Source organism: Candidatus Dependentiae bacterium, assembly GCA_018266175.1.
GTDB lineage: Bacteria > Babelota > Babeliae > Babelales > RVW-14 > JAFEAY01.
On the sequence record JAFEAY010000016.1, the window covers coordinates 1 to 24,126 of the forward strand.

Genomic DNA, 24,126 nt, shown 5'->3' on the forward strand with positions numbered 1-24,126 from the left:
ACAAGCCAAGGCATCGCAATGGCGTTTGTTTTGTATAAAATTGCCAAGAATGCGCTCAAGACTATGCTGTGCTTGCGGCGCGTCAAGTAAGTGACATAACGGATTGCTAACTTCAATTGCTTGCTTAAAATCACCAAACAATTTTTTAATTATTTTAATTTTTCCTTTGATCAGATCGGTATCTTTAAGCTCCATGAATTCCAAAAGAATTGCCGGATCTTTTTCTATTTTTTTACAGAGTTTTTTGTATGCGTTGTTTATCACTTCAAAATTTGCTTGAAAATTTTCAACGCCTGGATTTTCTTGCACATTCACTGCACATGCTTTAAATACCTTGATTACAGGATTAAAGATGTTGAGCAAGCGCTCAACTCGTTGGTGCATTCCCTGCTCAAAGAAATTACTGTTCATGGCATGCATACTGCTTATAAACGGTGTTGCTAAAACGAGTGAGAAAAAAATAATGGGAATTTTCATAGTAAAAACCTTTACAGCATAATAAAAAAGATCTCGTATATCTACACTAAAAGTTTGCACACGTCAAAAAAAATTCTATGTAGAAATCACAAAATCCTATACCGCTATGCCGTACTTTATGCTATCTTAAAAAAGAAGGAGCCAAGTCAGTATGAAGAAAATAAAAATAATTGAGACCAGGTATTATTTAAGTCAACTATCAAAAATAATTCATAAGGGGCAAAATGAGGAAACATTACGCAATGAAATTAGAGAATTGATTAGCCAAGACCCATCAGAGGGTGACCTGATTCCAGGAACAGGTGGTTTACGAAAAATTCGCTATCCAATACCTGGAAAAGGAAAAAGCGGTGGATGCCGAATAATCTATTACTTCTATAACGAAAAAAACCCGGTTAGCCTCCTTACAATATATGCAAAAAATAGAGCGGACGATTTAAGTCCTCAAGAAAAAAAAGCGTTTTCTAAGATTGCTCAAGAGCTTAAAGCGATCTATAAATAGGAGTTGATGATGAAAAAACTAGCAAAAGAAATTCTCTCCGGCCTTGAAGATGCTTTAGCATATGCTCAAGGCGATAAAACTAGAGGTGTTGAAACAATCGTCACTGTGTCAAAAATTAACGTTAAAGCCATTAGACAAAAGACGGGTCTCACTCAAGAAGCATTTTCTCAACTTTTTGCTATAAAAGTTAGAACGCTTCAGGATTGGGAACAGCACAGAAGAAATCCAAGCATTGCAGCGCGTATCTTTTTATCATTAATTGATCAACATCCATCAACAGTCAAAAAAACGTTAAAGTCTCTGGGCTATCCCCTTAAATCTTCTGTCGGCAAAAGCAAAGCAATATCCAAGCCCAAAGTAAATAAATCTTCTAGAAAAATTGAGGATCCTCGACCAATTAAAAATAAATTGCGGCTTCGTTAATTACCAAAGTCGCGTTGAAAAGTTGAAATTCAGGTCACAGCATGTACTTCTGCGCTCACGCTGTGGCCTAAATTTCATTTTTTGGTCTCAGATGTATCTGAACTTAGACAGAGCCAAAAAAATTTATGCAACAATTGCACTGAAACAGCTACTCACCAATTGAAAACGTTTTTGAAAATAATCTGGCAATGTTACAAAAACATGACGCCAACCATCACCAAGATTAACAACCTCGCTTTGTTGATAACATCGCTCAAGCTGAACAACCAGTGCAATCTGTTCAAACGAAAGGTCTGGATATAAATTCCACACCTTAATCGTTCCATCAGCAGAGGCAAAAACCAGTCCACCATCATTCAGTTGCTCGATACATCTAGCCCAAACTCTATGCTCATCAAGTGGGGCAATGCATCTATTGGTATTTAAATCCCACACCTTAATCGTTCCATCACAATAATCAGAGACCAGTCGACGATCATCCAGTTGATTGATGCAACTAACAAAACGTGTATGCGCCTCAAGCGTGACAACGCACCTGTTGGTATTCAAATCCCACACCTTAATCGTTCCATCATCAGAACCAGAAGCCAGTCGACCATCATCCAGTTGCTTGATGCATTTAACCAAACGTGTATGCGCCTCAAGTGTGGCAACGCACCTGTTGGTATTTAAATCCCACACCTTAATCATTCCATCACCAAAACCACAAATCAGTCTACCATCTTTCCGTAGCTTAATGCATCTAATCCAATGTTTATGCCCCTCAAGTGTGGCAACGCACCTGCTAGTATCCAAATCCCACACCTTAATCGTTCCATCATCAGAACCAGAAACAAGTCGACCATCATCCAGTTGCGTGATGCAATTAACCCAATCTGTATGCCCCTCAAGTGTGGCAACGCATCTGTTGGTGTTTAAATCCCACACTTTAATCGTGTTATCATTTGAACAAGAAACCAGTCGACCATCATTCAGTCGCTTGATGCATTTAACCGAACTTGTATGCCCCTCAAGTATGGCAACGCATCTGTTGGTATCCAGATCCCAAATCTTAATCGTTTTATCTTTTGAACAAGAAACCAGTCGACCATCATCCAGTTGCTTGACGCAATTAACCCAATTTGTATGCCCCTCAAGTATACTCACACTCACTTCAGCTCCTTCATTATCACCTACCATTAAGCATTCTGGAAAATAGTGGGCATACGATGTCATTGATGATTCACTAAAACTGTGCTGCATCACATCATACCGGCTTGCTCTGCCGATCTCCCGATTCATGAGCATCGAAAAATTGTTCGGCACTTGCGCAGAAAGCCGATCAAAGAGTCCCTGATCCAGATCTTGGGTTATGTCGACATGATTGATTATCTGTTTGAGCTGTGCAACAAATTGCGTGTCACTGGTTGCTCCAGAAAAAATTCTTGCGCCTTTTTTGCAATGTTGATCATTAACCAAAGCTTGTGATGGAAAGTTTTCATCTGAATATTCAATCATTTCTATCTCTGAACTTTCACAAATCAGATTTTCTTTTTGCGCTTCTTGCTCACGCGCTTCGCGTTCATGCATAAGCTCAAGATTCAATTGCAGCTGCAATGCTTGCGCCAGCTTTTCATCATCTCCAACATCCGGTTGCACCGCAATTTCAATGCCGCATGCTGATAAATCTCCCATACTCTGCAACGCTTCCAAACTTTGAATATTTCCACAAGCCAAAGCATCGCAATGGCGTTTGTTCTGTATAAACTCGCAAAGAATGTGCTCAAGACTATGCTGTTCTTGCTGCACCTCAAGCAAGCGACATGACGGATTATTAACCGCAATTGCTTGCTCAAAATCCACAAAAAATCTTTGCATTATTTCAATTTTTCTTTTGATCAGATCGGTATCGTTAAGCTCCATAAATTCCAAAAGAATTGTCGGATCTTTTTCTATTTTTTTACAGAGTTCTTTGTATGCACTGTTTATCACTTCAAAATTTGCTTGAAAATTTTCAACTCCTGGATTTTCTTGCAAATTTTCAGAGCACGTTGTAAAAACCTTGATTGCAGGATTAAAGATGTTGAGCAAGCACTTAACTCGCTGGTGCACCCCTTGCTCAAAGAAATTTCCATTCATGGCCTGTGCTGTATTTGCCAATAAAACAATCGTAAGAATAAGCATCAACCGTGTAACCATAAAAAACCTTGTATTCTATAAAAGAGAAAATCAATGCCGTAAATCAACCAACAACCGATTGAAAGCGTTTTTGAAAATAGTCTGGCAATGTTACAAAAACATCTCGCCAGCCATCGCAAAGATTAACGCGGTTGTCATCTTGATAACATCGCTCAAGCTGAACTATCAGTGCAATCTGTTCGAATGAAAGGTCTGGATATAAATTCCACACCTTAATCGTTCCATCACCTGAACACGAAGCAAGTCGACCATCATCCAGTTGCTTGATGTAATTAACAAAACTTGTATGCCCCTCAAGTGTAGCGATGCACTTATTAGTATTTAAATCCCATAACTTAATCGTTTCATCATCTGAACAAGAAACAAGTCGCCCATCTTTCAGTTGCTTGATGAATAAAACCCCTTCAAGATGCCTCTTAAGTGTGGCAATACACCTAATTTCATTGAGATCCCACACCTTAATCCATCCATACCTTTGTTCATCGTCATCGAAGTACACACCGCTCTCATCTGATGAACAAGAAACAAATCGAGCATCATCCAGTTGCTTAATGCAATTAATTGTATCTGTATGCCCCTCAAGTGTAGCGATGCACTCATTAGTATTTAAATTCCAAAGCTTAATCATTCCCTCATCTGAACTACCATCAGATTCCTCATCTGGACGAAAACTAGAGCCAGAAGCTAGTCGATTCTCATTCAGTTGCTTGATACAACAAACCTCTGCAAAATGACCTTCAAGCGTGACAAAGCACTTGTTGGTATGCAAATCCCACAACTTAATCGTTCTATCATGAGAGCCAGAAGCAAGTCGACCATCACTCAGTTGTTTGATGCAACTAACTAAATCTGTATGCCCCTCAAGCGTGGCAACGGATGTATTTGTATTCAAATCCCATATCCAGATCATATTATCACTTGAACCAGAAGCAAACCGACTATTAGGCAGCAGAGTTATGCAATAAGCCACACTTCTATGCCTTTCAAGTGTGGAAACGCATGTATTTGTATTCAAATTCCATACCCTGATCGTTTTATCACTTGAGCCAGAAGCAAGACGACCATCAGGCAGCAGGGTTATGCAATAAACCCAACCTCTATGACCTTCAAGCGTGGCAACGCATGTATTTGTATTCAAATCCCATACCCTGATCGTATTATCCCGCGAAGCAGAAGCAAGGCTACCATCTGACAGTTGCGTTATGCAATAAACACAATCTTTATGCCCCTCGAACGTAGTACATGGTACATCTTTTTTAATCATGCATTCTGGAAAATAGTGTGCATAAGAAGTCATGTGCGACTCACTAAAATTATGTTGCATGATATCATAGGTGCTTGCTCTGCCAATTTCTCGATTCATCAACATTGAAAAATTGGTTGGAGCACGTGCTGCAAGCCTGTCAAAAAAATCTTGATCCAAATTTTTGGTTATATCTACTTCGTTGTAAATTATTTGTTTGAGTTGGGCAACATACTGAGCATTATTTGTTGCTCTTGAAAAAACTTCCCCAGTGCGTATCACTGGGTCTTGATCTTTATCATAAAATTCTTCATCTGAGTAAAATTCACTATCTTCAAAATCATCTTTATCAGCTACGCTATCACCTATGAAATCTTGATTTTCACACACCTCAGGTATATCTGTAGCTTGTTCATTTTGATCGCTGACAATACTCTGATCTTCATCAACTTTGACAACTTTGTTGTTGTCATTAATAAGATCTTGATTATCCCGCTCGCGCTTACCAGCATGGACACTGTTAAGCGACAGACCAAACATTAGCAAAATTAAAAAACGTTTCATCGTATAACCTCCGTACGAAAAACAGATAATTCAAATAAATTACAATAAATAATTACAAATTTATATAAATATAGTCAATTTGTCAAAAATTAATTTATCCCTGAAAAAGAGGTAAGCCCAGGGATAACGATGCCGTCCGCCCGCTTACTTGACTTACAACCTGCTCATGATAAGGTGATAGCCCAGGGGCACGTGAAACATTACAACGCTTGAAACGATCATGCTGGTAAGGAGAGTGTGTGAACAAAATCAATATTCCAGTCGTTATTCTGGCTGGAGGACTCGGAACTCGATTACGCTAAGAAACTGAATTTAGACCAAAACCGATGGTGCCAATTGGTGGTAAGCCAATTTTGTGCTGCATCACATCATACCTGCTTGCTCTGCCGATCTCCCGATTCATGAGTGCTGAACAACCAGCGCAATCTGTTCTAATGAAAGGTCTGGATACAAATCCCATAGCTTAATCGTTCTATCATCTGAACAAGAAGCAAGTCGCCCATCATTCAGTTGCGTGATGAATCTAACCCAATTTCTATGCCCTTCAAGTGTGGCAACGCACCTATTAGTATTTAAATCCAACAGCTTAATTGTTCCATCATCAGAACAAGAAGCAAGTCGCCCATCATCCAGTTGCGTGATGCAATTAACCCAATCTCTATGCCCCTCAAGTGTGGCAACGCACCTGTTGGTATCAAAATTCCACACCTTAATCGTTTTATCACGAGAACAAGAAACAAGTCGCCCATCATTCAGTTGTTTGATACATATAACCGAATTTCTATGCCCTTCAAGTGTAGCGATGCACTCATTAGTATTCAAATCCCACACCTTAATCGTTTCATCATGTGAACCAGAAACAAATCGACCATCATTCAGTTGCGTGATGCATCTAACCAAATCTCTATGCCCCTTAAGTGTGGCAACGCACCTGTTGGTATCCAAATTCCACAGCTTAATTGTTCCATCATCAGAACAAGAAGCAAGTCGACCATCATTCAGTTGCGTGATGCAATTAACCCCGCTTTTATGCCCCTCAAGTGTGGCAACGCACCTGTTAGTATTTAAATCCCATAACTTAATCGTTCTATCACAAGAACAAGAAACAAGTCGCCCATCATTCAGTTGCTTGATGCATTTAACCGAGCCTGCATGCCCCTCAAGTGTGACAAAGCACCTGTTGGTATTCAGATCCCACACCTTAATTGTTTTATCACGAGAACCAGAAGTAAGTCGCCCATCATTCAGTTGCTTGATGCAATTAACCCAACCTGTATGCCCTTCAAGTGTACTTACGTGTACTGCCGCTCCTTCATTACCACGTACCATTAAGCATTCTGGGAAATAGTGTGCATACGAAGTCATTGGTGGTTCACTAAAATTGTGCTGCATCACATCATACCTGCTTGCTCTGCCGATCTCCCGATTCATGAGCATCGAAAAATTGCTCGGCACTTGGGCAGAAATCCGATCAAACAGAACTTGATCCAGATCTTGAGTTATGTCGACATGATTGATTATCTGTTTGAGCTGTGCAACAAATTGCGTGTCACTGGGTGCTCCAGAAAAAATTCTTGCGCCTTTTTTGCGCTTTTGATCATTAACCAAAACGTCTTGTGAAAAGTTTTCATCTGAATATTCAACAATTTCTATCTCTGAACTTTCACAAATCAGATTTGCTTTTTGTGCTTCTTGCTCACGCGCTTCGCGTTCATGCATCAACTCAAGATTCAATTGCAGCTGCAATGCTTGCGCCAGCTTTTCATCATCTCCAACATCTGGCTGCACTGCAATTTCAATGCCGCATGCCGATAAATCTCCCATACCCTGCAACACTTCCAAGCTTTGAATATTTCCACAAGCCAAGACATCGCAATGGTGCTTGTTTTTTATAAACTTGCCAAGAATGCGCTCAAGACTATGCTGTGCTTGCGGCGCGTCAAGCAGGCGACATGACGGATTATTAACCTCAATTGCTTGCTCAAAACCCACAAACAGGTTTTTTATTGTTTCAATTTTTTCTTTGATCAGATCTGTATCTTTGGGCTCCATAAACTCCAAAAGAATGGTCGGATCTTTTTCTATTTCTTTACAGAGGTTTTTGTATGCACTGTTTATCACTTCAAAATTTGCTTGAAAATCTTCAACTCCTGGATTTTCTTTCAAATTTTCAGAGCACGTTGTAAAAACTTTGATTACAGGATTAAAGATGTTGAGCAAGCGCTCAACTCGCTGATGCACCCCTTGATCAAAGAAGTTGCCGTTCATCGCATGTGTATTACTCATGAACATTGTTAAAACGAGTGAGAAATAAAGAATGGGAATATTCATAGTAAAAACCTTGATTAACACAAACTTGATAATTAAAATACCCCACAAACCTTGATCAAATCGAATATATCACCACTCAAATTCTTCGATACACCTCGCTGCGCGAGGCACTCAGGACGAGCAAAATGTAAGCCTTATCCAATAGGCTTATCCCGCAAATTTGAATTATCGAATTCGCGTTGGTTAACTTCAGCTTACAAACTGTTCAAAGCGCTGCCAAAAATAGTCTGGTAGTGTTTCAAAAACATCCCACCAGCCTTCACCAAGAACAACAACTTTGGATTTTTGAAAATATTGCTCAAGATTAACAATAAGCGCAATCTGTTCAAGCAAGAGATCATCATAAAAATTGAATATCTTAATATTCCCATTTTTCAAACCCGCCACAAGTCTACCATCGAGCAGTTGTGTTACATAACAAAAACAACCTTCTTTATTTAAGGAAATTGCCTTGACAGATTTTCCTTTTTTCAAATCCCATATCACGATTCTATGATTACATACCACAGCTACATGGCCATCATGTAACTCTTTTATACAATGAATCTCTGTCATATTGTGAGATAATTGAGCAATCAACTTCTTGGTCTTTAAATTCCATACCATCATCTTTCCATCAGATGAGCACGAAACAAGATTCCCATCACGCAGTTGCTTGATAAAATAAACTATACCCTCATGCCCGTTAAACGTGAAAAGACACTCTTTTGTATTTAAATCCCATATTTTAATTGTTTTATCGTCTGAACAAGAAGCAATATGACCACTATTTAATTGTTTTATGCAATTAACAATATTAGAATGCTTGAAAGTCGCGATACACTCCTTCTTATTCAAATCCCAAATTTTAACACTTGTATCCATTCCCCCAGATGCAAGATAACCATTATCCAGTTGTTTAATACAGTTAATCCAACTATTATGCCCATAAAGATTGGCAATTACAATATTTGAATCCAAATCCAACACTTTAATTGGTTGACTATCTGAAAACAAAGCAAAGCTTCCGTCATTCAATTGTTTTAAATGTATTTGACTTCCATTAATCTTTTTTTGTATTGAAACATAACTACTTGTATTCAAATCCCACACCACTCTGGTACCATCACTTAAACAACAAGCAATTCGAGTATCATCTAACTGTTTTATAAAAAAAATCGAATCTCTTGAATTTCCAAGACTAATAGTTTGTAGAGCTTCAACTTCTCCATTTCCATTCATCATGCATTCCGGAAAATGATGCGCATAAGAAGGCATGCAAAAATTGTGCTGCATAAGATTATACGGTGTTGCTCTGCCAATCTCTCGGTTCATCACCATCGAAAAGTTGGTTGGCGCATGCGCTGCAAGCTTGTTGAATAATTCTTGATCGAGCTTTTTGGTTATATCCATTCCGTAGATTATTTTTTTGAACTCTGCAATAAATTGTGTATCATTTGTTACGCCAGAAAAAATTGATGCCCCTCTTTGTTGTGTACTCTGGCATTCAGGCAAAACTTCTTCGTTAGAAAAACATTCAACCATTTCTATGGCTTGTTCATCTACCAAATTTTCATTTCTGAGATGTCCATTAAGCACACTTCGTTCTTGTGCTTCCCGCTCATACATCAATTCAAGATTAGACTCAAGATTCAACTTCTGTTGCAGCTCCTGCGCAAGCTTTTCATCATCTGCAGTGTGCGGCTCTACAGTAATTTCAACCCAATCAAACGCTTCTTGTTTGCGCTCAAAAAATGCTTCTAACGTTTCCATATTTCCTTGAGCCAGCGCATGACAGTGACATTTATTTTTTATAAACACATTCATAATGTGCTTCAGATTTTCCTGCTGGGACCCTGCATGCTCAAGCAACGAATACTTCGGGGTGTTAGCTGAAATAACTTGATGAAAAATATCAAAATAATTTTTTATTGTTTCAATTTTTTCTTTGATTTGGGAAGTCTCTTTGAGTTCCATGAACTCGAACAGAAGGGACTGATCTTGTATTTTTTCGCACAGCGTTTTATATGCAGTGTTTATCACTGCAAAGTTTGTTTGAAAATTTTCAAGGCCAGGATTTTCTTTCAAATTTTCTGAACATGTCCTAAAAACGTTGATTGTGGGATTAAAGATGTTGAGCAAATGCTCAACGCGCTGGCAAGTTCCCTGCTCGAAAAGATTATTGTTCATGGCATGAGTGCTGCTCATAAATGTTGCTACGATGAGTGAGAAAAATAGAGCGTGTAATTTCATAGTCAAAACCTTGCGTTTTAGAAGTACAATAAGAAAATCTTTGTATGTTTACACTAAAAATTCGTAACGGTCAAAAAAACAATTTTATGCAACAATTGCACTGAAAAAGCTCCTCATCGATTGACGCTTTCTTTCTTGACTTCCCACCGACTCATGATAAGGTGATAGCCATGTAGGAGAGGCTTGAAACGTTGCCGTACAGGAACGATCATGCAGATGAGGAGAGAGTGTGGATAAGATCAATATTCCGGTCGTCATATTAGCTGGTGGGCTTGGAACACGGCTTCGCGAAGAAACTGAATTCAGACCAAAACCGATGGTCCCCATTGGCGGCAAGCCGATGTTGTGGCACATCATGAAAATCTATTCATCATACGGTTTTTACCGATTCATTATTTGCCTTGGTTACAAAGGCGAAATGGTTAAACACTATTTTTTGAACTATCGCTTTGACGGTGTAGATTTTACCCTCAACACCAAATCAGGAGCTATTACTGAACATCAAGCAAATGATGAAGAATGGGAAATAACCCTTGCAGACACAGGACAAGATTGTATGACCGGAGGCCGCATAGCTCGTGTTGCACGGTATATCGACACGCCAACTTTTTTACTCACCTATGGTGATGGCCTGAGCAATATTAACATTGCCAATACCCTTGAATATCATCGCAGCCATGGAAAATTGGTAACACTTTCTGGCGTGGCTGCACCTTCACGTTTTGGCAATCTTGAACTTGAAGAAAATAAAGTTGTCTCTTTTTTAGAGAAAAAACCGCTTACACAAGAATGGGTAAATGGTGGATTTTTTGTCTGCCAAAAAGAATTTTTAAAATATCTTTCACCCGACTCAAGCTGTGTACTTGAACAAGAACCGCTCCGCAAAGCAGCTCATGACAACCAGCTCATGATCTATAAACATCATGGCTTCTGGCAATGCATGGACACTCTGCGCGAACAACAAAAACTTGAAGAGCTCTGGTCCACAAGTGCACCATGGAAAGTTTGGGCCGATAAAAGCTTTACTCCAGCAACCAAAGATCTTTCTGAACAAGCAATAAAATCTTGCCCTGAAGCAGGAATGGCATCACATGACGCACAGGAAAAACAACTATGATGAGCACTTTAATACAACCATACTGGAGAAACCGCAACGTCTTTGTTACCGGTGCAACCGGATTACTCGGACCATGGCTGATCAAAGAGCTTCTTGCCCAGCAAGCACGTGTATTTGCGCTCGTGCGTGATCGAATTCCGGATTCATGCTTTTTCACTGAAAATCTTACTGACCATGTTAACGTTGTATACGGAGATCTTGACAATCTGCCGCTCTTACAACGAGTGCTCAACGAATTTGATATAGAAGCAGTTTTTCACTTAGGTGCTCAAGCTATTGTTGGGATTGCTAACCGAAGCCCAATTTCTACCTTTACATCCAATATTGCAGGAACCTGGAATTTACTTGAAGCTTGTCGGCTTTCACCCTGGGTAAAAAAAATTGTTGTTGCATCAAGCGACAAGGCTTATGGGCCACAAGAAATTTTGCCCTACACAGAGCACACTCCATTACAAGGGAAATTTCCGTACGATGTTTCAAAAAGTTGCGCCGACTTGATTGCACAATCATATTTTCATACCTACGGAGTGCCGGTATCAATCACTCGTTGTGGCAATTTTTTTGGTGGTGGAGACTTGCACTTTAATCGAATCATTCCAGGGACTATCAAAGCTGTTCTAAATGGACAAGCTCCTGAAATTAGGTCTAACGGACTTTTTATTCGTGATTACATTTACGTTAAAGATGTTGCTGACGCTTATTTGACGCTTGCTGAAAAAATGGATGATCCTGCAATTATTGGACAATCGTTTAATTTTAGCACTGATAAGCCATACAATGTGATTGAAATTGTCAAAGAAATCTTGCAGCTCATGAATATGCAAAATCTTGAACCAATTATACGAAACAATGCATCACATGAAATTCCCGCACAGCATTTAAATTCAAGCAAAGCAGAAGAACTTCTTGGATGGAAAGCAAAATATGGCGTCACGCGCGGCCTTAAAGAAACCATCGATTGGTATACCAATTTTCTTAGTTCATCAAGCAATACAATAGCTCCTGCACTTCATGCACCCAATGCTTTAGCGAATCTAAAATCATTATGAAAAAAATTTCAATCATCGTTGCCTGCTATAACGAAGCAAGCAATATCGAAGAAATGCATGAGCGTGTTAGCAAGGTTATGAAAAGCCTACCCACCTATGATTACGAATTAGTCTTGATCGATAATGCAAGCACCGATAACTCGCTTGTTATATTTAATAAAATAGTCGCACAAGACGATAAAGTTCATGTTCTTCTGATGTCTCGCAATTTTGGATCAAACCAACCAAGCCTCCTTGCAGGGATGCGTTATGCCCATGGTGACTGCACGATTGCCCTTGATGGCGACTTACAAGATCCTCCGGAACTCATTCCAGAGTTTATTAAAAAATGGGAAGAGGGATTTAACGTCGTCTATGGCATTCGCAAGAAGCGCAAAGGAAGCATTTTACGTCGTATTGGATACACCTGCTTTTATCGAATTTTTAAATGGCTTTCATATCTTGATATTCCACTTGATGCTGGTGATACCTGCTTAATTGATCGTAAGGTTTTAAACATCATTAACAGCTTGCCTGAAAAAGATCTCTACATTCGCGGCTTACGAACGTGGGCCGGCTTTAAGCAAACAGGACTTGAATATGTACGCGAAGACCGCGCAGGCGGCAGATCGAGCAACAGCTTTTTTGCAAATTTTTCATGGGTTAAAAAAGCAATCGTTAACTTTTCCTATAAACCACTCGAATTCATTTCTCGGTTAGCAATCATCGCGGTATGCATAACCATTATTGCAGCATTTTTTTATCTGTACTGTCACTTCAGATACGGCGCTCCGCAAGGCTTCTCAACACTCCTCATGGTTATGTTTATTTTCGGAAGCATTCAAATGCTTGCACTGAGTATTATTGGCGAATATCTTATTCGTATATTTCAAGAAGTAAAAGCTCGACCACCCTATTTAATTGGTGAAGTTTTGCATCGACCGATAAATCGCACAAGGGAGTAACTATGAAGAAAGTTCTTGTTACCGGAGGATCTGGGTTTATAGGTTCCAACCTCATACGATCACTTCTTGGGCCAGAACATGAAATATATTTGCTTGTTCAACCCAACGACACCCTGTGGAGAATTAAGGATATCGCCGACAAGCTGATTATTTTTTACATAGGGTTAACCGAATTTTCAACCATCAATACCGTTATATCGGTTATCAAGCCGGATATTATTTTTCATCTTGCCTCGTTTGGCGGTATGCCTTATGAAACAGACTCAAAAGCTATTTTTGATGTCAATTTCTATGGAACGCTCAACCTCCTCAATGCATGCAAAAAAGTAGGCTTTGAATGCTTTATTAATACCGGAAGCTCTTCAGAATATGGTAAAAAAAATATTCCGATGCATGAAGATTTAGTCCTTGAACCCATCAGTGACTATGCGGTCTCAAAAGCAGCAAGCACACAACTCTGCTTGAAAGAAGCACTCTTTAATAAACTCCCCATCTACACGGTACGACCATTTTCGGTCTACGGTGATGCAGAGTTACATACCAGACTGATTCCTACTATTGCACTCAGCATTGTCTGTAACGAACCACTTCAGCTTTCATCACCATATTTAGTGAGAGATTTTATTTATATTGATGATATGATTGCGCTCTTGCAAGCAGTCGCTGATAAAAAACCTACAAATCATTTCATTTTTAATGCAGGCAGCGGCGTTCAATCAAGCATTCAAGATGCTGTTAATGCAGCACAATTACTACGTGCATTTCCTGGAGAAGTTCAATGGGGTAAACATACACCTCGCCCTTGGGAACCCACTCATTGGGTTGCAGACATTACACGATCACAAACAGTCCTGGAATGGACTCCTCGCTTCACGCTGACAACAGGACTTGAAAAAACAATTATATGGTTTAAAAATAATCTCCATCTTTATGGCGAAAGGTTGGGGGCCTATGTACCAGCTTCAAGCACAAGCAAGCAACCTGAAACTATCTGATCCAGAGCTGCCTAAGATTATTGCAGAGCATGCACAAAACATGCGACTCAACATTCTTGATATGCTCACCAAAGCAAAAAGTTCTCACCTTGGATGTTCATTTTCGGTGGTCGATATTTTAGCCGTTGTTTATCACGCTTTTTTAAATGTTGAATCAATTAAGCAGCAACAACTTGATCGCGATTACTTTATTTTGAGCAAAGGGCACAGTGCCGCAGCACTCTACACCGCGCTTGCTAGCGCTGGCATTATTCCTGAAGAAATTTTAAAAACCCACTACCAAGATGGTAGCGTTTTGTGCGGACACCCGATGAAGGGAGCACTTCCAGGCATAGAGTCAAGCACCGGCTCACTTGGGCATGGCCTTTCACTTGCTGTTGGACTTGCACTTGCAGCAAAACATAATGGTACAAATAATAAAATTTGTGTACTTGTTGGCGATGGCGAATGCCAAGAAGGCTCAATTTGGGAAGCAATTACCATGGCTGCCCGCTTCAAGCTCAACAACCTGACCGTTATTGTTGATTACAATAATCTACAAGGGCTTGATATCACTGACGACATTATGCCAGGAACCTTTGAAGAAAAATTTAAAGCATTTGCTTGTAACCCAATCTCAGTTGATGGCCACAATATTGAAGCGTTGCTTGCTGCTTTTGCACAAACTGGAAGAACTGATAAGCCGGACATTATTGTTGCCCGTACGCACAAGGGTCATGGCGTTTCTTTTATCGAAGATAAAATTGAATGGCATTACAAATCATTTTCTCCCGAGCAATTTTCTCAAGCTCATAAGGAGTTATGTTCATGAGAAATATATTTCTTAACTACCTAACGGAACAAGCAGCAATTGACCCCAACCTTTACTTAATCGTTGGTGATGTTGGCTATTCAGTTATTGAAAAATTTCAAGAACGTTTTCCTCAACGCATGATCAATGCTGGGGTTGCTGAACAAAATATGATCGGCATGGCTGCGGGTCTTGCAATGGCAGGTAAAAATGTTTACGTCTATTCAATTGTTCCCTTTGCCTGCATGCGCAACTTTGAACAAATTCGGATCGACATTTGTTACCAAAATTTACCGGTAAAAATTGTCGGCAACGGTGGTGGATTTTCTTATGCGCAGGCAGGCGTTACGCATCATGCGCTTGAAGATGTTGCAATTATGCGCGCACTGCCAGGTATGACGGTTGTCAGCCCTGGCTCTAAAAAAGAGGTTGGCGACTTAATGCCTCAAATCAACGCTCTTCAAGGACCTGCGTATCTACGTCTTGCGAACAACGAAGAGCTCGTAACCTACGAAGATCAAACAACATGCAAACTTGGTAAAGCTATTGAACTTATTACACACGATGAGGTGATCATTGTTGGAACGGGGAACGGGCTAGACCTTGCATGGGAAACTTGTAAAGCCTTGGAAACTATTGGGATACCTGTTGGACTGGTGAGCATGCCAACCATTAAACCACTTGATAGTAAGTTTTTTCTTGCACGGCATAAAAATTTAAAAGCTGTTTTTACCATCGAAGAACACAGTGTCATTGGTGGACTTGGTGAGGCAACAGCTCGCTTTGTAGCAGAAACAATGCCGAACAAAATTATTTTCAAATCATTTGGTGTTCAAGATTTTTACTACCACACTGTTGGCTCACGTGCATATCTTAAAAAACATGCCGGGCTTGAAGGCGAACAGATTGCAACACAGATCAAAAAGCTCCTTGTCGATTATGCATCTTCTACGGTCATGCAATCATCGAATACTGGGCCAGCGATAACACATAACCACATTTAAAAATAGAAAAAACAAACCATGAGTGCTCAAAAAATATGTTTAGTCACTGGCGGAGCTGGGTTTCTTGGGAGTCATTTATGTGCAAAACTCTTGCAGCTTGGCCATATCGTTATTGCACTTGATAACTTTTATACCGGCCGTGAAAAAAATATTGCTGTGCTTCGTCAAAACAAAAATTTTTCTCTTATTACGCATGACATCATCAATCCAATTCAACTTAACCATGTTGACTGGATTTTTAATCTTGCTTGCCCTGCGTCACCGCCCCACTATCAAAAGGATCCCATCTACACAACTAAAATTAGTGTGCTTGGCGCTTTAAATATGCTTGAACTTGCACGCACGCACAATGCACGTATTCTGCAGGCATCAACCAGCGAGGTGTATGGCGACCCCGATGTACATCCTCAGCCAGAAAGTTATAGAGGGGCAGTTAATCCAATTGGGGTTCGTGCGTGCTATGATGAAGGCAAGCGGTGCGCAGAATCACTTTTTTTTGATTATCATCGCATGTACAAAACTGATATCAAAGTAATTCGAATTTTTAATACCTATGGCCCAAACATGGACCCTGATGATGGACGCGTGGTCAGCAATTTTATTATTCAAGCACTTAAGCAAGAGCTCATCACCATGTACGGTGATGGAACGCAAACGCGCTCATTTTGTTATGTTGATGATTTGATTGCAGGCATAGTTACAATGATGAATACCAACCACACGGTCACAGGCCCATTAAATTTAGGTAATGATACTGAATTTAATTTGCTGCAACTCGCAGACATGGTAATTAAATTAACAGGCAGTTCATCGACGTGTGCATTTAAGCAACTTCCGTCTGACGACCCACGTCAACGAAAACCTGATTTGACGTTAACCAAAGCAACCCTTGGATGGGCGCCGCAAGTTCAACTTGAAGATGGTTTAAAGAAAACGATTGTGTATTTTCATGAAGCGTTAGCACTTCAAAATTTGACAGACAAAAGTTATGAAAAAAATATAAGCATCGAGTAATATGAAAAAAATTCCCGCAAAACATTTACTCGCACTTCTTTCGTTCCTTGTAGTCTTCCTTATTTTAGGAATTCCCTACACAACGATTGGCTTTGACTCTGATTGTTTTGGATTGGTATTTTTTAGCGCACAGATAAAAAATTTTTATGATCTTGTACTTCAGCTCTTTAAACCAATTCAATCATCCTACGTAGCGCTCAATGAACTCACAACACATGCGCCCGAGGGTTTTTTAACCTACTTTCGCCCCTTCATGACACTTGCTCATTACATATGCTACCAAGTTTTTGGATTTAATCCTTATGCGTATCATTTAGTAAATGTAGGACTGCATGCTTTAACAACAAGCACTTTGGTTTATTTATTTTCAGAGTTTTTAAACTGTTGGATTGCCTTTTTACTTGGACTGGCATTTGCGTTTCATCCTGCACTCACACCCGCGTATGTTGGTGTTACCTCGCATGTTGTTCCAGGATATTTATTCTGGGCTCTCATGCTGCTTGCATACCTAAAATTTTTAAAAACTGACCAACAACGCTGGCACCTTTTGGCGGCCTTTCTCTTTTTATTGTCACTGCTTTGTTACGAAATAGTTATTGTTTTTCCCGTTGTTTTGCTGTTGTTTTTGGTAATTTTTAAATATGACAACATCATCAAAAAATCATACTTATTTCTTATCGCAATACTCAGCTATCTTACCACACGCTATTTCCTGCTTGGACCTGCAGCAGCTCACGAACAAAAAGCATTAGCGCTAACATCTTTGCCTCATAAAATAATATTGAATTGGCATCAAGCAATAAAGCCATTTTGGGGGCTTCAAAACGCTTCTAAAGTTACAACAATCACAGTAATGACAACATTTTTTTACTTCTTTTTTATGATTTTTTTTCAAACTCCAGAGCGAAGAAGACGGTTTATTTTTTACGTACTTTCATTTTTCTTACTTGCATGGCCAATAAGCTTAGTAAGCCCTGATGGTCGTTATTTTTATCCAGCAATTCCAGTATTTACGCTAATCCTTTACGAGATGATTTCGCACCTTGCAATGCTCATAGACAAAAGTTCACGTAAAGATCTTTTCAACCTAGCTCTTTATTTAAAAAATGGTATTGCTTTACCATTTTTATTAATGCATTTTATCGGATGGGGAATTTTTCACGATAGACAAGCACTTGCAACGCGTACTTTTGTTACACACCAACGAGATCAAGCATTTCAAAGTATTGCCGACCATTATAAAAACATTCCAGATCTGCGTTTGATTATGATTGGAACACTTCATTGCTATAACAGCGACACCTTGCTCATGCAACAAGGCATGACGCAAGCTGCACGCCTTTTTTTCAAAAACCCAGAGCTTGAAGCATACCACGTTACGCAAGCAAAAATTTATAGTATTCAAAGCACAAATTGTTCGTTTCACATTCAACAACTTGCAAACGGCTTTCGCTTCACGTCACCCCTACCAGAGAAATTATTTTTTATGATTCCTCACGCTTGGCAGCAAGAGACACCTATTCCTTTTTCAATGGGGACAATTATTGTGCATAAAAAGTCTGCTCCCTGGAAAGCAAGTGATATCTCTTTTATTTTTGATGAAACGTGGCTGGCGGCAAGCGATTTGGTAAGAACCAAATTTGTTACCTTTGATCTCAACCTCTGGAGCTTTGTTCAACTTGAACTTGGTGAAAAAGTATGAAGGTTACCGTTGCCGCAGGCGGACGATTTCACGCGCTTCACCTTGCAGCACAACTGGTTAAGCGTAATTGCCTAGAAAAGCTGATAACGTTTAGCTACACATCAACCGATAAGAAAGTTATCCCAGAAAATCTGGTAGCTCAAAGCAAGCTCTGCAACTTTATTGATCAAAGTTATTGTCGACTCAGACTTGGACGCATCATACAACCTTCAACGCTCAATGTTTTTAAAGATAATTTATTTGACCGCTTTATCGCCAAACAACTCCGCTCAAGCAAGCCGATTGATCTTTTTGTTGGATGGGCCCACTACGTTTTGAACAGCATTCCACTCATTAAAAAAAAGTCGGGACACTTAATTATCGAATCTGGGTCGTGCCACATTCTTGAACAACAAGAAATTTTGCAAACGGCATACACAGAGCTTGGGCTTTTGTATCCTCCCATTCATCCAGCAAATGCCGCTAAAATGGTCAAAGAATATGAGCTAGCAGACTACATTGTTACGCCATCTTCGTTTGCACGTGCAAGTTTTATCAAGCACGGCGTAGCTGCAGAAAAAATTATTGTCGTCCCTTGCGGTGTTGATACGCAGTTTTTTAGAATCGAAAATAAAATTGAACCTGCAAAGTTTACGGTCATTTTTGTTGGCCTTCTGAGCGTACGCAAAGGTGTTCATCACTTGCTTGAAGCATGGCAAAAGCTTGCACTGCCAGAATCGCAGGCTCAACTTATTCTTGTAGGCTCACTTCAAAAAGATTTATATCAACTACTACCCAACTACAAGTTGGCAAACAATGTCATTATAAACGGACCAACCGACAAGCACAGTTTAAAAAAACTATATACTCAATCCAGTGTGCTTGTGCTTCCCTCGCTGGAAGATGGCTTTGGCATGGTTATTGGTGAAGCAATGGCAAGCGGATTACCGGTCATTACCACAACACATTGCGCCGGACCGGATTTGATTGAAGCTGGCAAAAATGGATTTGTTGTACCAGCTGCAAACAGCAATGCACTCGCTGAAAAAATTTCTTGGTGTTATCATAATCGTACAACTACACATGAAATGGGAAAAGATGCCCAACAAAAGAGCTCTCAGCTCAGCTGGGACATCTATGGAAACACCATTTATGAGGTCTACCAAAAAATTGTGGGTGAAGAATGAGTAATGAACTTCGAGCAAAAGTTGTTAAAAACTTTATCTCACTCAGCCTTGGTCAGTACGGCGGCATGCTTTGTAATATAGGTTTTTCTATTTGGTTATCAAGACTTCTTGCTCCACGTGATTTTGGACTTTTGGCGATCACACTTTTTTATCTAACATTTTTTAACTGGTTTGTTGAATGGGGCTGGGAACAGGGATTTATGGCGCACAAAGAGATCCCGCTCAACACTGCAGCAAGCACACATTTTTGGATTCGCTGCACACTTGGGCTTCTTCCTCTTTTAACTTTTTCAGTTGCTTACCCAATGCTTAGAATTATTTGTACGAGCGATAAAATTACGCTTTTATTAATGCTTGCAGCGATCTATTGGCTTGAAAAAATTGGGCTTACCTATCGCACAATTCTAGAAAAAAATTATCAACTTCACACACTTGCAGGGCTTGAGTTTTGCACCGTAGTAAGTAGCTACATTGTTGCAATTATTGCAGCACTTAATGGACTTGGCATCTACAGCTTAGTTCTTCAGCGTCTTGTTGAAAAAGGGCTTATTTCACTTGCCTATTTTTTGGTCAGCCCTTGGAAAATTGGTTTTGATTTTGATTTAAATGTTGCGAAAACTTTTTTCAAAACATTTGGTATTGCAACCTGGCTTGGTGGCATTTTTAGCTTAACAATCTACGACTTCATGTCGTTTCTCATAGGCATGCTCAGCACAACAGATCAGGCAGGCTTTTACACAAAAGCATTTTCAATGGCAACATTTCCCGTCATGCTCACCGGAATTTTTGGACGGCTCACGGTACCGCTCTACACACAATACCAATTTAATGTTCCAGAAATACGGAATATATTTGTTAAAACTCAAGCAATAAAAATGATTCTTCTTTTTCCCATACAATTTCTTATGGCCTTTTACGCACATATTTGGATTCCTCTCCTCATAGGAAGTCAATGGGTTCCTATGGTACCGGTCTATCAAGTAATGACCGTTTATGGCATTGCACGAGCATTTTTTGATGATGTACCAGCGGTATATTTATACGGATTTAAAAACCCTTGGATGCTCACCAGAAACCAAATACTACAATCAGTTGTGATTGTCACGTTAGGACCTCTTTTGGTTTATTTTTTTCAAGCATTTGGAGGAGCAATAGCCATCAGTTGCATGCTTGTTATTGCTGCAACCCTTTTCTGGAAAAATATCTGCACAACACTTGAATGCAAGACAAGTAATTTTATGGAATTTTTTATAGCCCTACCAGCACTTACAAAGTCGTATCTTACAGAACTTATTTTAAAACCAAAAACATAGTGTACTATTATGGAAACCATAATGCTTATCGGCATGTTCAGCGAAAATAATGCTCAGTACGCCTATGCATCGTCATTTGCTCGAACATTTTGCATACTGGGTTTTCGTGTTATCACTTTTAATAATCGACATCAATTTTTTTCATGGATTCCTAAGCGGTTCACAAATTGGCTTAATAATTACCTCATTAATCAATCGCTGCTCAAGCAAGTTCAAAAATATAAACCAAGCTTATTGTTCTTGATCAAGGCCGAAAATATTTTTCCAACGACACTCAAAACCATCAAAGCAAAATATAACCCAACAATTGTTAATTTTTATCCAGATAATCCGTTTGCAGTATGGAATGGAAATTCAACACATCACGTACTTGCGTCATTACCATTCTATGATCATTTTCTTATCTGGTCCCAAATGCTCATTCCCGTGCTCTATACCGCAGGATGCAAAAAGGTCCACTACTTCCCATTCGGATTTGAAGAAGAACTTTTTAATCAAATTCCTAAAATAGTTGATTCTGAATATCAATCTGAGGTCTGCTTTGTAGGCACATGGGAACCTGGACGTGAAGAATGGCTTACCAACCTTCTTGCACGATTACCACATTTGAATCTTGCTATCTGGGGCGACTTATGGGGAAAAAACATATCACCTAAACATATCTTGCATACAAAAATACGTGGCCAAGCACTTTATGGAGAAAAAATGTTAGCTGCAACACAAGGAGCTGATATCGTTCTCAATTTCATTCGCGAACAAAATGCAACAGCACACAACATGCGCACCTTCGAAGTGCCGGCAAGTGGTGCATTTTTACTGACACAACGTACATACGAACAAGCTGTATTATTGTTTACAGAAGATGAATCCATCGCTTGTTTTGAAAACTTAAGCGAACTAGTAGATCAAGTAACATTTTATTTAAATAATGCTGATCGACGAAAAAAAATTGCACAAAAAGGACATGAAGTCGTTCAGCAATACACCTTAAAAAAACAACTCTCTCTCTTTATATCTTCTCTTGAAAGGTTAACGTGATTAATCCGGAACAAAAACCACAACTGAATTCTCAGATCACTCGGCAAGATCGTGATAAAAAACTTTCAGATGTAAAGCTCTCATACCTTAAAAAATACCTTCAACAATATGATATCCTTGATGTAGGTGCTGGCCGTTGTTACTATAGCGATTGGATAGCTGAACATTATCCGGCAGCTCACATTACAGCACTTGATCACATTCCACTTGATGTAAGCAACCTGCCAAAAGAAATCTCCTATCACGTTACAGATCTTGAAAAGCCTCTTTATCTTGCCGATAAAACATTTAACTCAATTCTTGCTTTTGACATCATAGAACACATTTCACACGAAGAGCAGCTCGTTTTAGATCTTTTTAGACTGTGCAAACCAGGAGGTGTTTTGATTGGCTCAGTCCCTCACGATAATGATAAATTTTTACCAGCGTATAATCTCACGTTTAACCATCGTCGTGACATGACGCATAAACGCTATTATATCCCTGAAACCCTACGCCAAGCACTTACACGTGCTGGTTTTTCAGATATTACCATCGAACTGCAAGGAGGAGCTTCGCCTCACGTTATTGCAGAATTTTTTCCTCAAGCATCGCAACTGCTTGTCAAAAAATGTATCGGACTTTTACGCAAGATTGGTATTATCAACACAAAAATTCTTGCCTCTGACCTTTTTTTCGTTGCACACAAGGCCCTTTGAGTGAGAAAAGGAGAACTGATGAAGTTGCCTACCCAAAAACCTAAAATTGCTATTTTATCAATTCGTAATACTTATGATTACGGCGGAGTTCTGACCTCGCTTAAAATTATTTATAAATTTTGTTCAACATATTTTGAACCAACTGTTTTTTTTCTTGGATTTGATAAAGAAATTGCCGCAAGTTTACGTTCATTTAAATTTGTTTCTACCACCCAACCACTCACCTACTTTGGGATGAATTGTATTGAAATTGGTGCTCGGTGGGCATTTTGGGAACCAGGTCATTATAAATTTACAAGCGCGGAATGGAAAAAGCAGTTAGAAGGTTTTGACTATTTTTTTGCGGTAAGTGGAACTTGTATTGCTGCTCATCCCCTGATTCAACTTGATAAAAATTTTGCGATGTGGGTCTCAACGCCCTATGATGATGACCGCTCTGAGCGGGTCAAAAAGCTCACGGGGGTTTATTCATTACTCGATAAAATAGCCTCTCCTTTTATGCATAGAATTGAAAAAAAAGTTCTTGCTCGATCAACATTTATTTTTGCCTTGAGCAATTACTCAAAAGTTCAATTTGAACGGATTCTTGGAAAACCACGCCAAAATATGGTGCTCTGCGGGTTTCCCATGGATCCAAAAATAAAAGAGCTGCGAACACCGCCAACTGAACATGTTATTATCGCAGTTGGACGATTTAGTGATCCACGAAAAAATATTGATATGCTCATGCGAGCCTTCGAAAGAATTTTCACGACACTTCCGAGCTCAAAACTCTATGTGATTGGACAAAAGCCAAGTGATGAAAAATTACGCTCATGCGCACAACAATACAAAAGCTTTAAAAGTATCACGTTTACAGGGCAAGTAAGCCAAGCCGATCTCAACAAGTTATATCGCAACGCATCACTCATGCTTATTACCTCTCATCAAGAAGGACTTGGGATTGTAGGACTTGAGGCGCTTTCGCACGGAATTCCAATTGTTGCAACCAACTGCGGCGGTCCTCGTGATTACGTTATCGAAAACCATACCGGCTACTTGGCGTCAATTGACAATGATACCTGTATGGCACAAAAGGCGATTAAGATTTTAAAAAATCCAGAGCTCCATGCAAAAATGATGCGGAACGCTGTTCAATTTATTGCAGAAAATTTAGCAACTGAAAAGATTCATTCCATTTTCAAGCATGGCCTGACAACAACGTATCCCTCTCTTGAATCATGGTTTGCAACGTGCGATCAACAAATGAGTCAAAAGATTCATGGTGCTCAAAAAGATCCTGACGCTCAAACATACCCGCAAAGCAAGTCTCAAAAAACAACCTCTCCTGAGCAAAGCGTTTAGTC

20 protein-coding genes are annotated in these 24,126 nt (G+C 39.5%); 15 read left to right on the top strand and 5 right to left on the bottom strand.

From position 1 onward, the window contains the following. Nucleotides 1-477: hypothetical protein (locus tag JST56_03435; GenBank protein MBS1988021.1), on the bottom strand; the 477-nt coding region annotated here is incomplete at its 3' end. Nucleotides 478-628: 151 nt separating this feature from the next. Between JST56_03435 and JST56_03440 the strand changes: the two genes are divergently transcribed. Continuing rightward, nucleotides 629-979 (top strand): type II toxin-antitoxin system RelE/ParE family toxin, encoded by a 351-nt coding sequence (locus JST56_03440; protein MBS1988022.1) that lies wholly within the window; start codon nucleotides 629-631, stop codon nucleotides 977-979. A 6-nt stretch (nucleotides 980-985) separates the two neighbouring features. Then, entirely contained in the window at nucleotides 986-1,402 is a 417-nt protein-coding gene (locus tag JST56_03445; protein ID MBS1988023.1) for a hypothetical protein, read from the top strand. Between the two features lie 123 nt (nucleotides 1,403-1,525). On the opposite strand, the gene JST56_03450 is transcribed toward JST56_03445, so the two are convergent. The 4 genes from JST56_03450 to JST56_03465 all read right to left on the bottom strand — a co-directional run bounded on the left by JST56_03450 (nucleotide 1,526) and on the right by JST56_03465 (nucleotide 9,950). Further along, complete coding sequence (locus JST56_03450; protein ID MBS1988024.1) at nucleotides 1,526-3,580, bottom strand: WD40 repeat domain-containing protein; 2,055 nt, start codon at nucleotides 3,578-3,580, stop codon at nucleotides 1,526-1,528. A gap of 43 nt (nucleotides 3,581-3,623) precedes the next feature. Next, complete coding sequence (locus tag JST56_03455; protein ID MBS1988025.1) at nucleotides 3,624-5,387, bottom strand: hypothetical protein; 1,764 nt, start codon at nucleotides 5,385-5,387, stop codon at nucleotides 3,624-3,626. Between the two features lie 399 nt (nucleotides 5,388-5,786). Next, the gene (locus tag JST56_03460; protein ID MBS1988026.1) at nucleotides 5,787-7,718 is read right to left on the bottom strand and encodes a WD40 repeat domain-containing protein; all 1,932 of its coding nucleotides are present in this window, start codon (nucleotides 7,716-7,718) and stop codon (nucleotides 5,787-5,789) included. A gap of 189 nt (nucleotides 7,719-7,907) precedes the next feature. Next, nucleotides 7,908-9,950, bottom strand: coding sequence for a WD40 repeat domain-containing protein (locus tag JST56_03465; protein ID MBS1988027.1), 2,043 nt, complete (start codon nucleotides 9,948-9,950; stop codon nucleotides 7,908-7,910). 244 nt (nucleotides 9,951-10,194) lie between these two features. On the opposite strand from JST56_03465, the gene rfbF reads away from it, so the two are divergent. From rfbF to JST56_03530, 13 genes are read left to right on the top strand one after another with little or no spacing between them, the layout of a single operon-like run. Next, nucleotides 10,195-11,067: a glucose-1-phosphate cytidylyltransferase gene (gene rfbF, locus JST56_03470; protein MBS1988028.1), complete on the top strand. Its 873-nt coding sequence runs from the start codon at nucleotides 10,195-10,197 to the stop codon at nucleotides 11,065-11,067. Further along, nucleotides 11,067-12,116 (top strand): GDP-mannose 4,6-dehydratase, encoded by a 1,050-nt coding sequence (locus JST56_03475; GenBank protein MBS1988029.1) that lies wholly within the window; start codon nucleotides 11,067-11,069, stop codon nucleotides 12,114-12,116. The genes rfbF and JST56_03475 overlap by 1 nt, the downstream gene beginning before the upstream one ends. Further along, nucleotides 12,113-13,060, top strand: a complete 948-nt coding sequence (locus tag JST56_03480; protein MBS1988030.1) for a glycosyltransferase family 2 protein — start codon at nucleotides 12,113-12,115, stop codon at nucleotides 13,058-13,060. The genes JST56_03475 and JST56_03480 overlap by 4 nt, the downstream gene beginning before the upstream one ends. 2 nt (nucleotides 13,061-13,062) lie before the next feature. Then, complete coding sequence (locus JST56_03485; protein MBS1988031.1) at nucleotides 13,063-14,055, top strand: NAD(P)-dependent oxidoreductase; 993 nt, start codon at nucleotides 13,063-13,065, stop codon at nucleotides 14,053-14,055. Beyond that, complete coding sequence (locus tag JST56_03490; GenBank protein ID MBS1988032.1) at nucleotides 14,012-14,866, top strand: transketolase; 855 nt, start codon at nucleotides 14,012-14,014, stop codon at nucleotides 14,864-14,866. The genes JST56_03485 and JST56_03490 overlap by 44 nt, the downstream gene beginning before the upstream one ends. Further along, complete coding sequence (locus tag JST56_03495) at nucleotides 14,863-15,849, top strand: 1-deoxy-D-xylulose-5-phosphate synthase (GenBank protein MBS1988033.1); 987 nt, start codon at nucleotides 14,863-14,865, stop codon at nucleotides 15,847-15,849. The genes JST56_03490 and JST56_03495 overlap by 4 nt, the downstream gene beginning before the upstream one ends. An 18-nt stretch (nucleotides 15,850-15,867) precedes the next feature. Beyond that, complete coding sequence (locus JST56_03500) at nucleotides 15,868-16,863, top strand: SDR family oxidoreductase (GenBank protein ID MBS1988034.1); 996 nt, start codon at nucleotides 15,868-15,870, stop codon at nucleotides 16,861-16,863. 1 nt (nucleotide 16,864) lies between these two features. Next, nucleotides 16,865-18,565 (top strand): glycosyltransferase family 39 protein, encoded by a 1,701-nt coding sequence (locus JST56_03505; GenBank protein ID MBS1988035.1) that lies wholly within the window; start codon nucleotides 16,865-16,867, stop codon nucleotides 18,563-18,565. Then, entirely contained in the window at nucleotides 18,562-19,731 is a 1,170-nt protein-coding gene (locus JST56_03510) for a glycosyltransferase family 4 protein (GenBank protein ID MBS1988036.1), read from the top strand. The genes JST56_03505 and JST56_03510 overlap by 4 nt, the downstream gene beginning before the upstream one ends. After that, a complete protein-coding gene (locus JST56_03515; GenBank protein MBS1988037.1) occupies nucleotides 19,728-21,044 on the top strand; it encodes an oligosaccharide flippase family protein in 1,317 nt (438 codons plus the stop codon). The genes JST56_03510 and JST56_03515 overlap by 4 nt, the downstream gene beginning before the upstream one ends. 9 nt (nucleotides 21,045-21,053) lie before the next feature. Further along, nucleotides 21,054-22,082 (top strand): glycosyltransferase, encoded by a 1,029-nt coding sequence (locus JST56_03520; protein ID MBS1988038.1) that lies wholly within the window; start codon nucleotides 21,054-21,056, stop codon nucleotides 22,080-22,082. Further along, entirely contained in the window at nucleotides 22,079-22,780 is a 702-nt protein-coding gene (locus tag JST56_03525; protein MBS1988039.1) for a methyltransferase domain-containing protein, read from the top strand. Before JST56_03520 ends, JST56_03525 begins: the two co-directional genes overlap by 4 nt. 18 nt (nucleotides 22,781-22,798) lie before the next feature. Then, nucleotides 22,799-24,124 carry a glycosyltransferase gene (locus JST56_03530; protein ID MBS1988040.1) on the top strand — a complete coding sequence of 442 codons (1,326 nt, stop codon included), beginning with the start codon at nucleotides 22,799-22,801 and terminating at the stop codon, nucleotides 24,122-24,124. The last annotated feature ends 2 nt before the right edge of the window (nucleotides 24,125-24,126 follow it).

Coding starts and splice junctions, on each gene's coding strand:
- JST56_03510 (MBS1988036.1), top strand. CDS start 18,562: ATGAAGGTTACCGTTGCCGCAGGCGGACGATTTCACGCGCTTCACCTT.
- JST56_03485 (MBS1988031.1), top strand. CDS start 13,063: ATGAAGAAAGTTCTTGTTACCGGAGGATCTGGGTTTATAGGTTCCAAC.
- JST56_03530 (MBS1988040.1), top strand. CDS start 22,799: ATGAAGTTGCCTACCCAAAAACCTAAAATTGCTATTTTATCAATTCGT.
- JST56_03445 (MBS1988023.1), top strand. CDS start 986: ATGATGAAAAAACTAGCAAAAGAAATTCTCTCCGGCCTTGAAGATGCT.
- JST56_03450 (MBS1988024.1), bottom strand. CDS start 3,580: ATGGTTACACGGTTGATGCTTATTCTTACGATTGTTTTATTGGCAAAT.
- JST56_03465 (MBS1988027.1), bottom strand. CDS start 9,950: ATGAAATTACACGCTCTATTTTTCTCACTCATCGTAGCAACATTTATG.
- JST56_03455 (MBS1988025.1), bottom strand. CDS start 5,387: ATGAAACGTTTTTTAATTTTGCTAATGTTTGGTCTGTCGCTTAACAGT.
- JST56_03505 (MBS1988035.1), top strand. CDS start 16,865: ATGAAAAAAATTCCCGCAAAACATTTACTCGCACTTCTTTCGTTCCTT.
- JST56_03515 (MBS1988037.1), top strand. CDS start 19,728: ATGAGTAATGAACTTCGAGCAAAAGTTGTTAAAAACTTTATCTCACTC.
- JST56_03520 (MBS1988038.1), top strand. CDS start 21,054: ATGGAAACCATAATGCTTATCGGCATGTTCAGCGAAAATAATGCTCAG.
- JST56_03460 (MBS1988026.1), bottom strand. CDS start 7,718: ATGAATATTCCCATTCTTTATTTCTCACTCGTTTTAACAATGTTCATG.
- JST56_03500 (MBS1988034.1), top strand. CDS start 15,868: ATGAGTGCTCAAAAAATATGTTTAGTCACTGGCGGAGCTGGGTTTCTT.
- JST56_03495 (MBS1988033.1), top strand. CDS start 14,863: ATGAGAAATATATTTCTTAACTACCTAACGGAACAAGCAGCAATTGAC.
- JST56_03440 (MBS1988022.1), top strand. CDS start 629: ATGAAGAAAATAAAAATAATTGAGACCAGGTATTATTTAAGTCAACTA.
- JST56_03490 (MBS1988032.1), top strand. CDS start 14,012: ATGTACCAGCTTCAAGCACAAGCAAGCAACCTGAAACTATCTGATCCA.
- JST56_03475 (MBS1988029.1), top strand. CDS start 11,067: ATGAGCACTTTAATACAACCATACTGGAGAAACCGCAACGTCTTTGTT.
- JST56_03480 (MBS1988030.1), top strand. CDS start 12,113: ATGAAAAAAATTTCAATCATCGTTGCCTGCTATAACGAAGCAAGCAAT.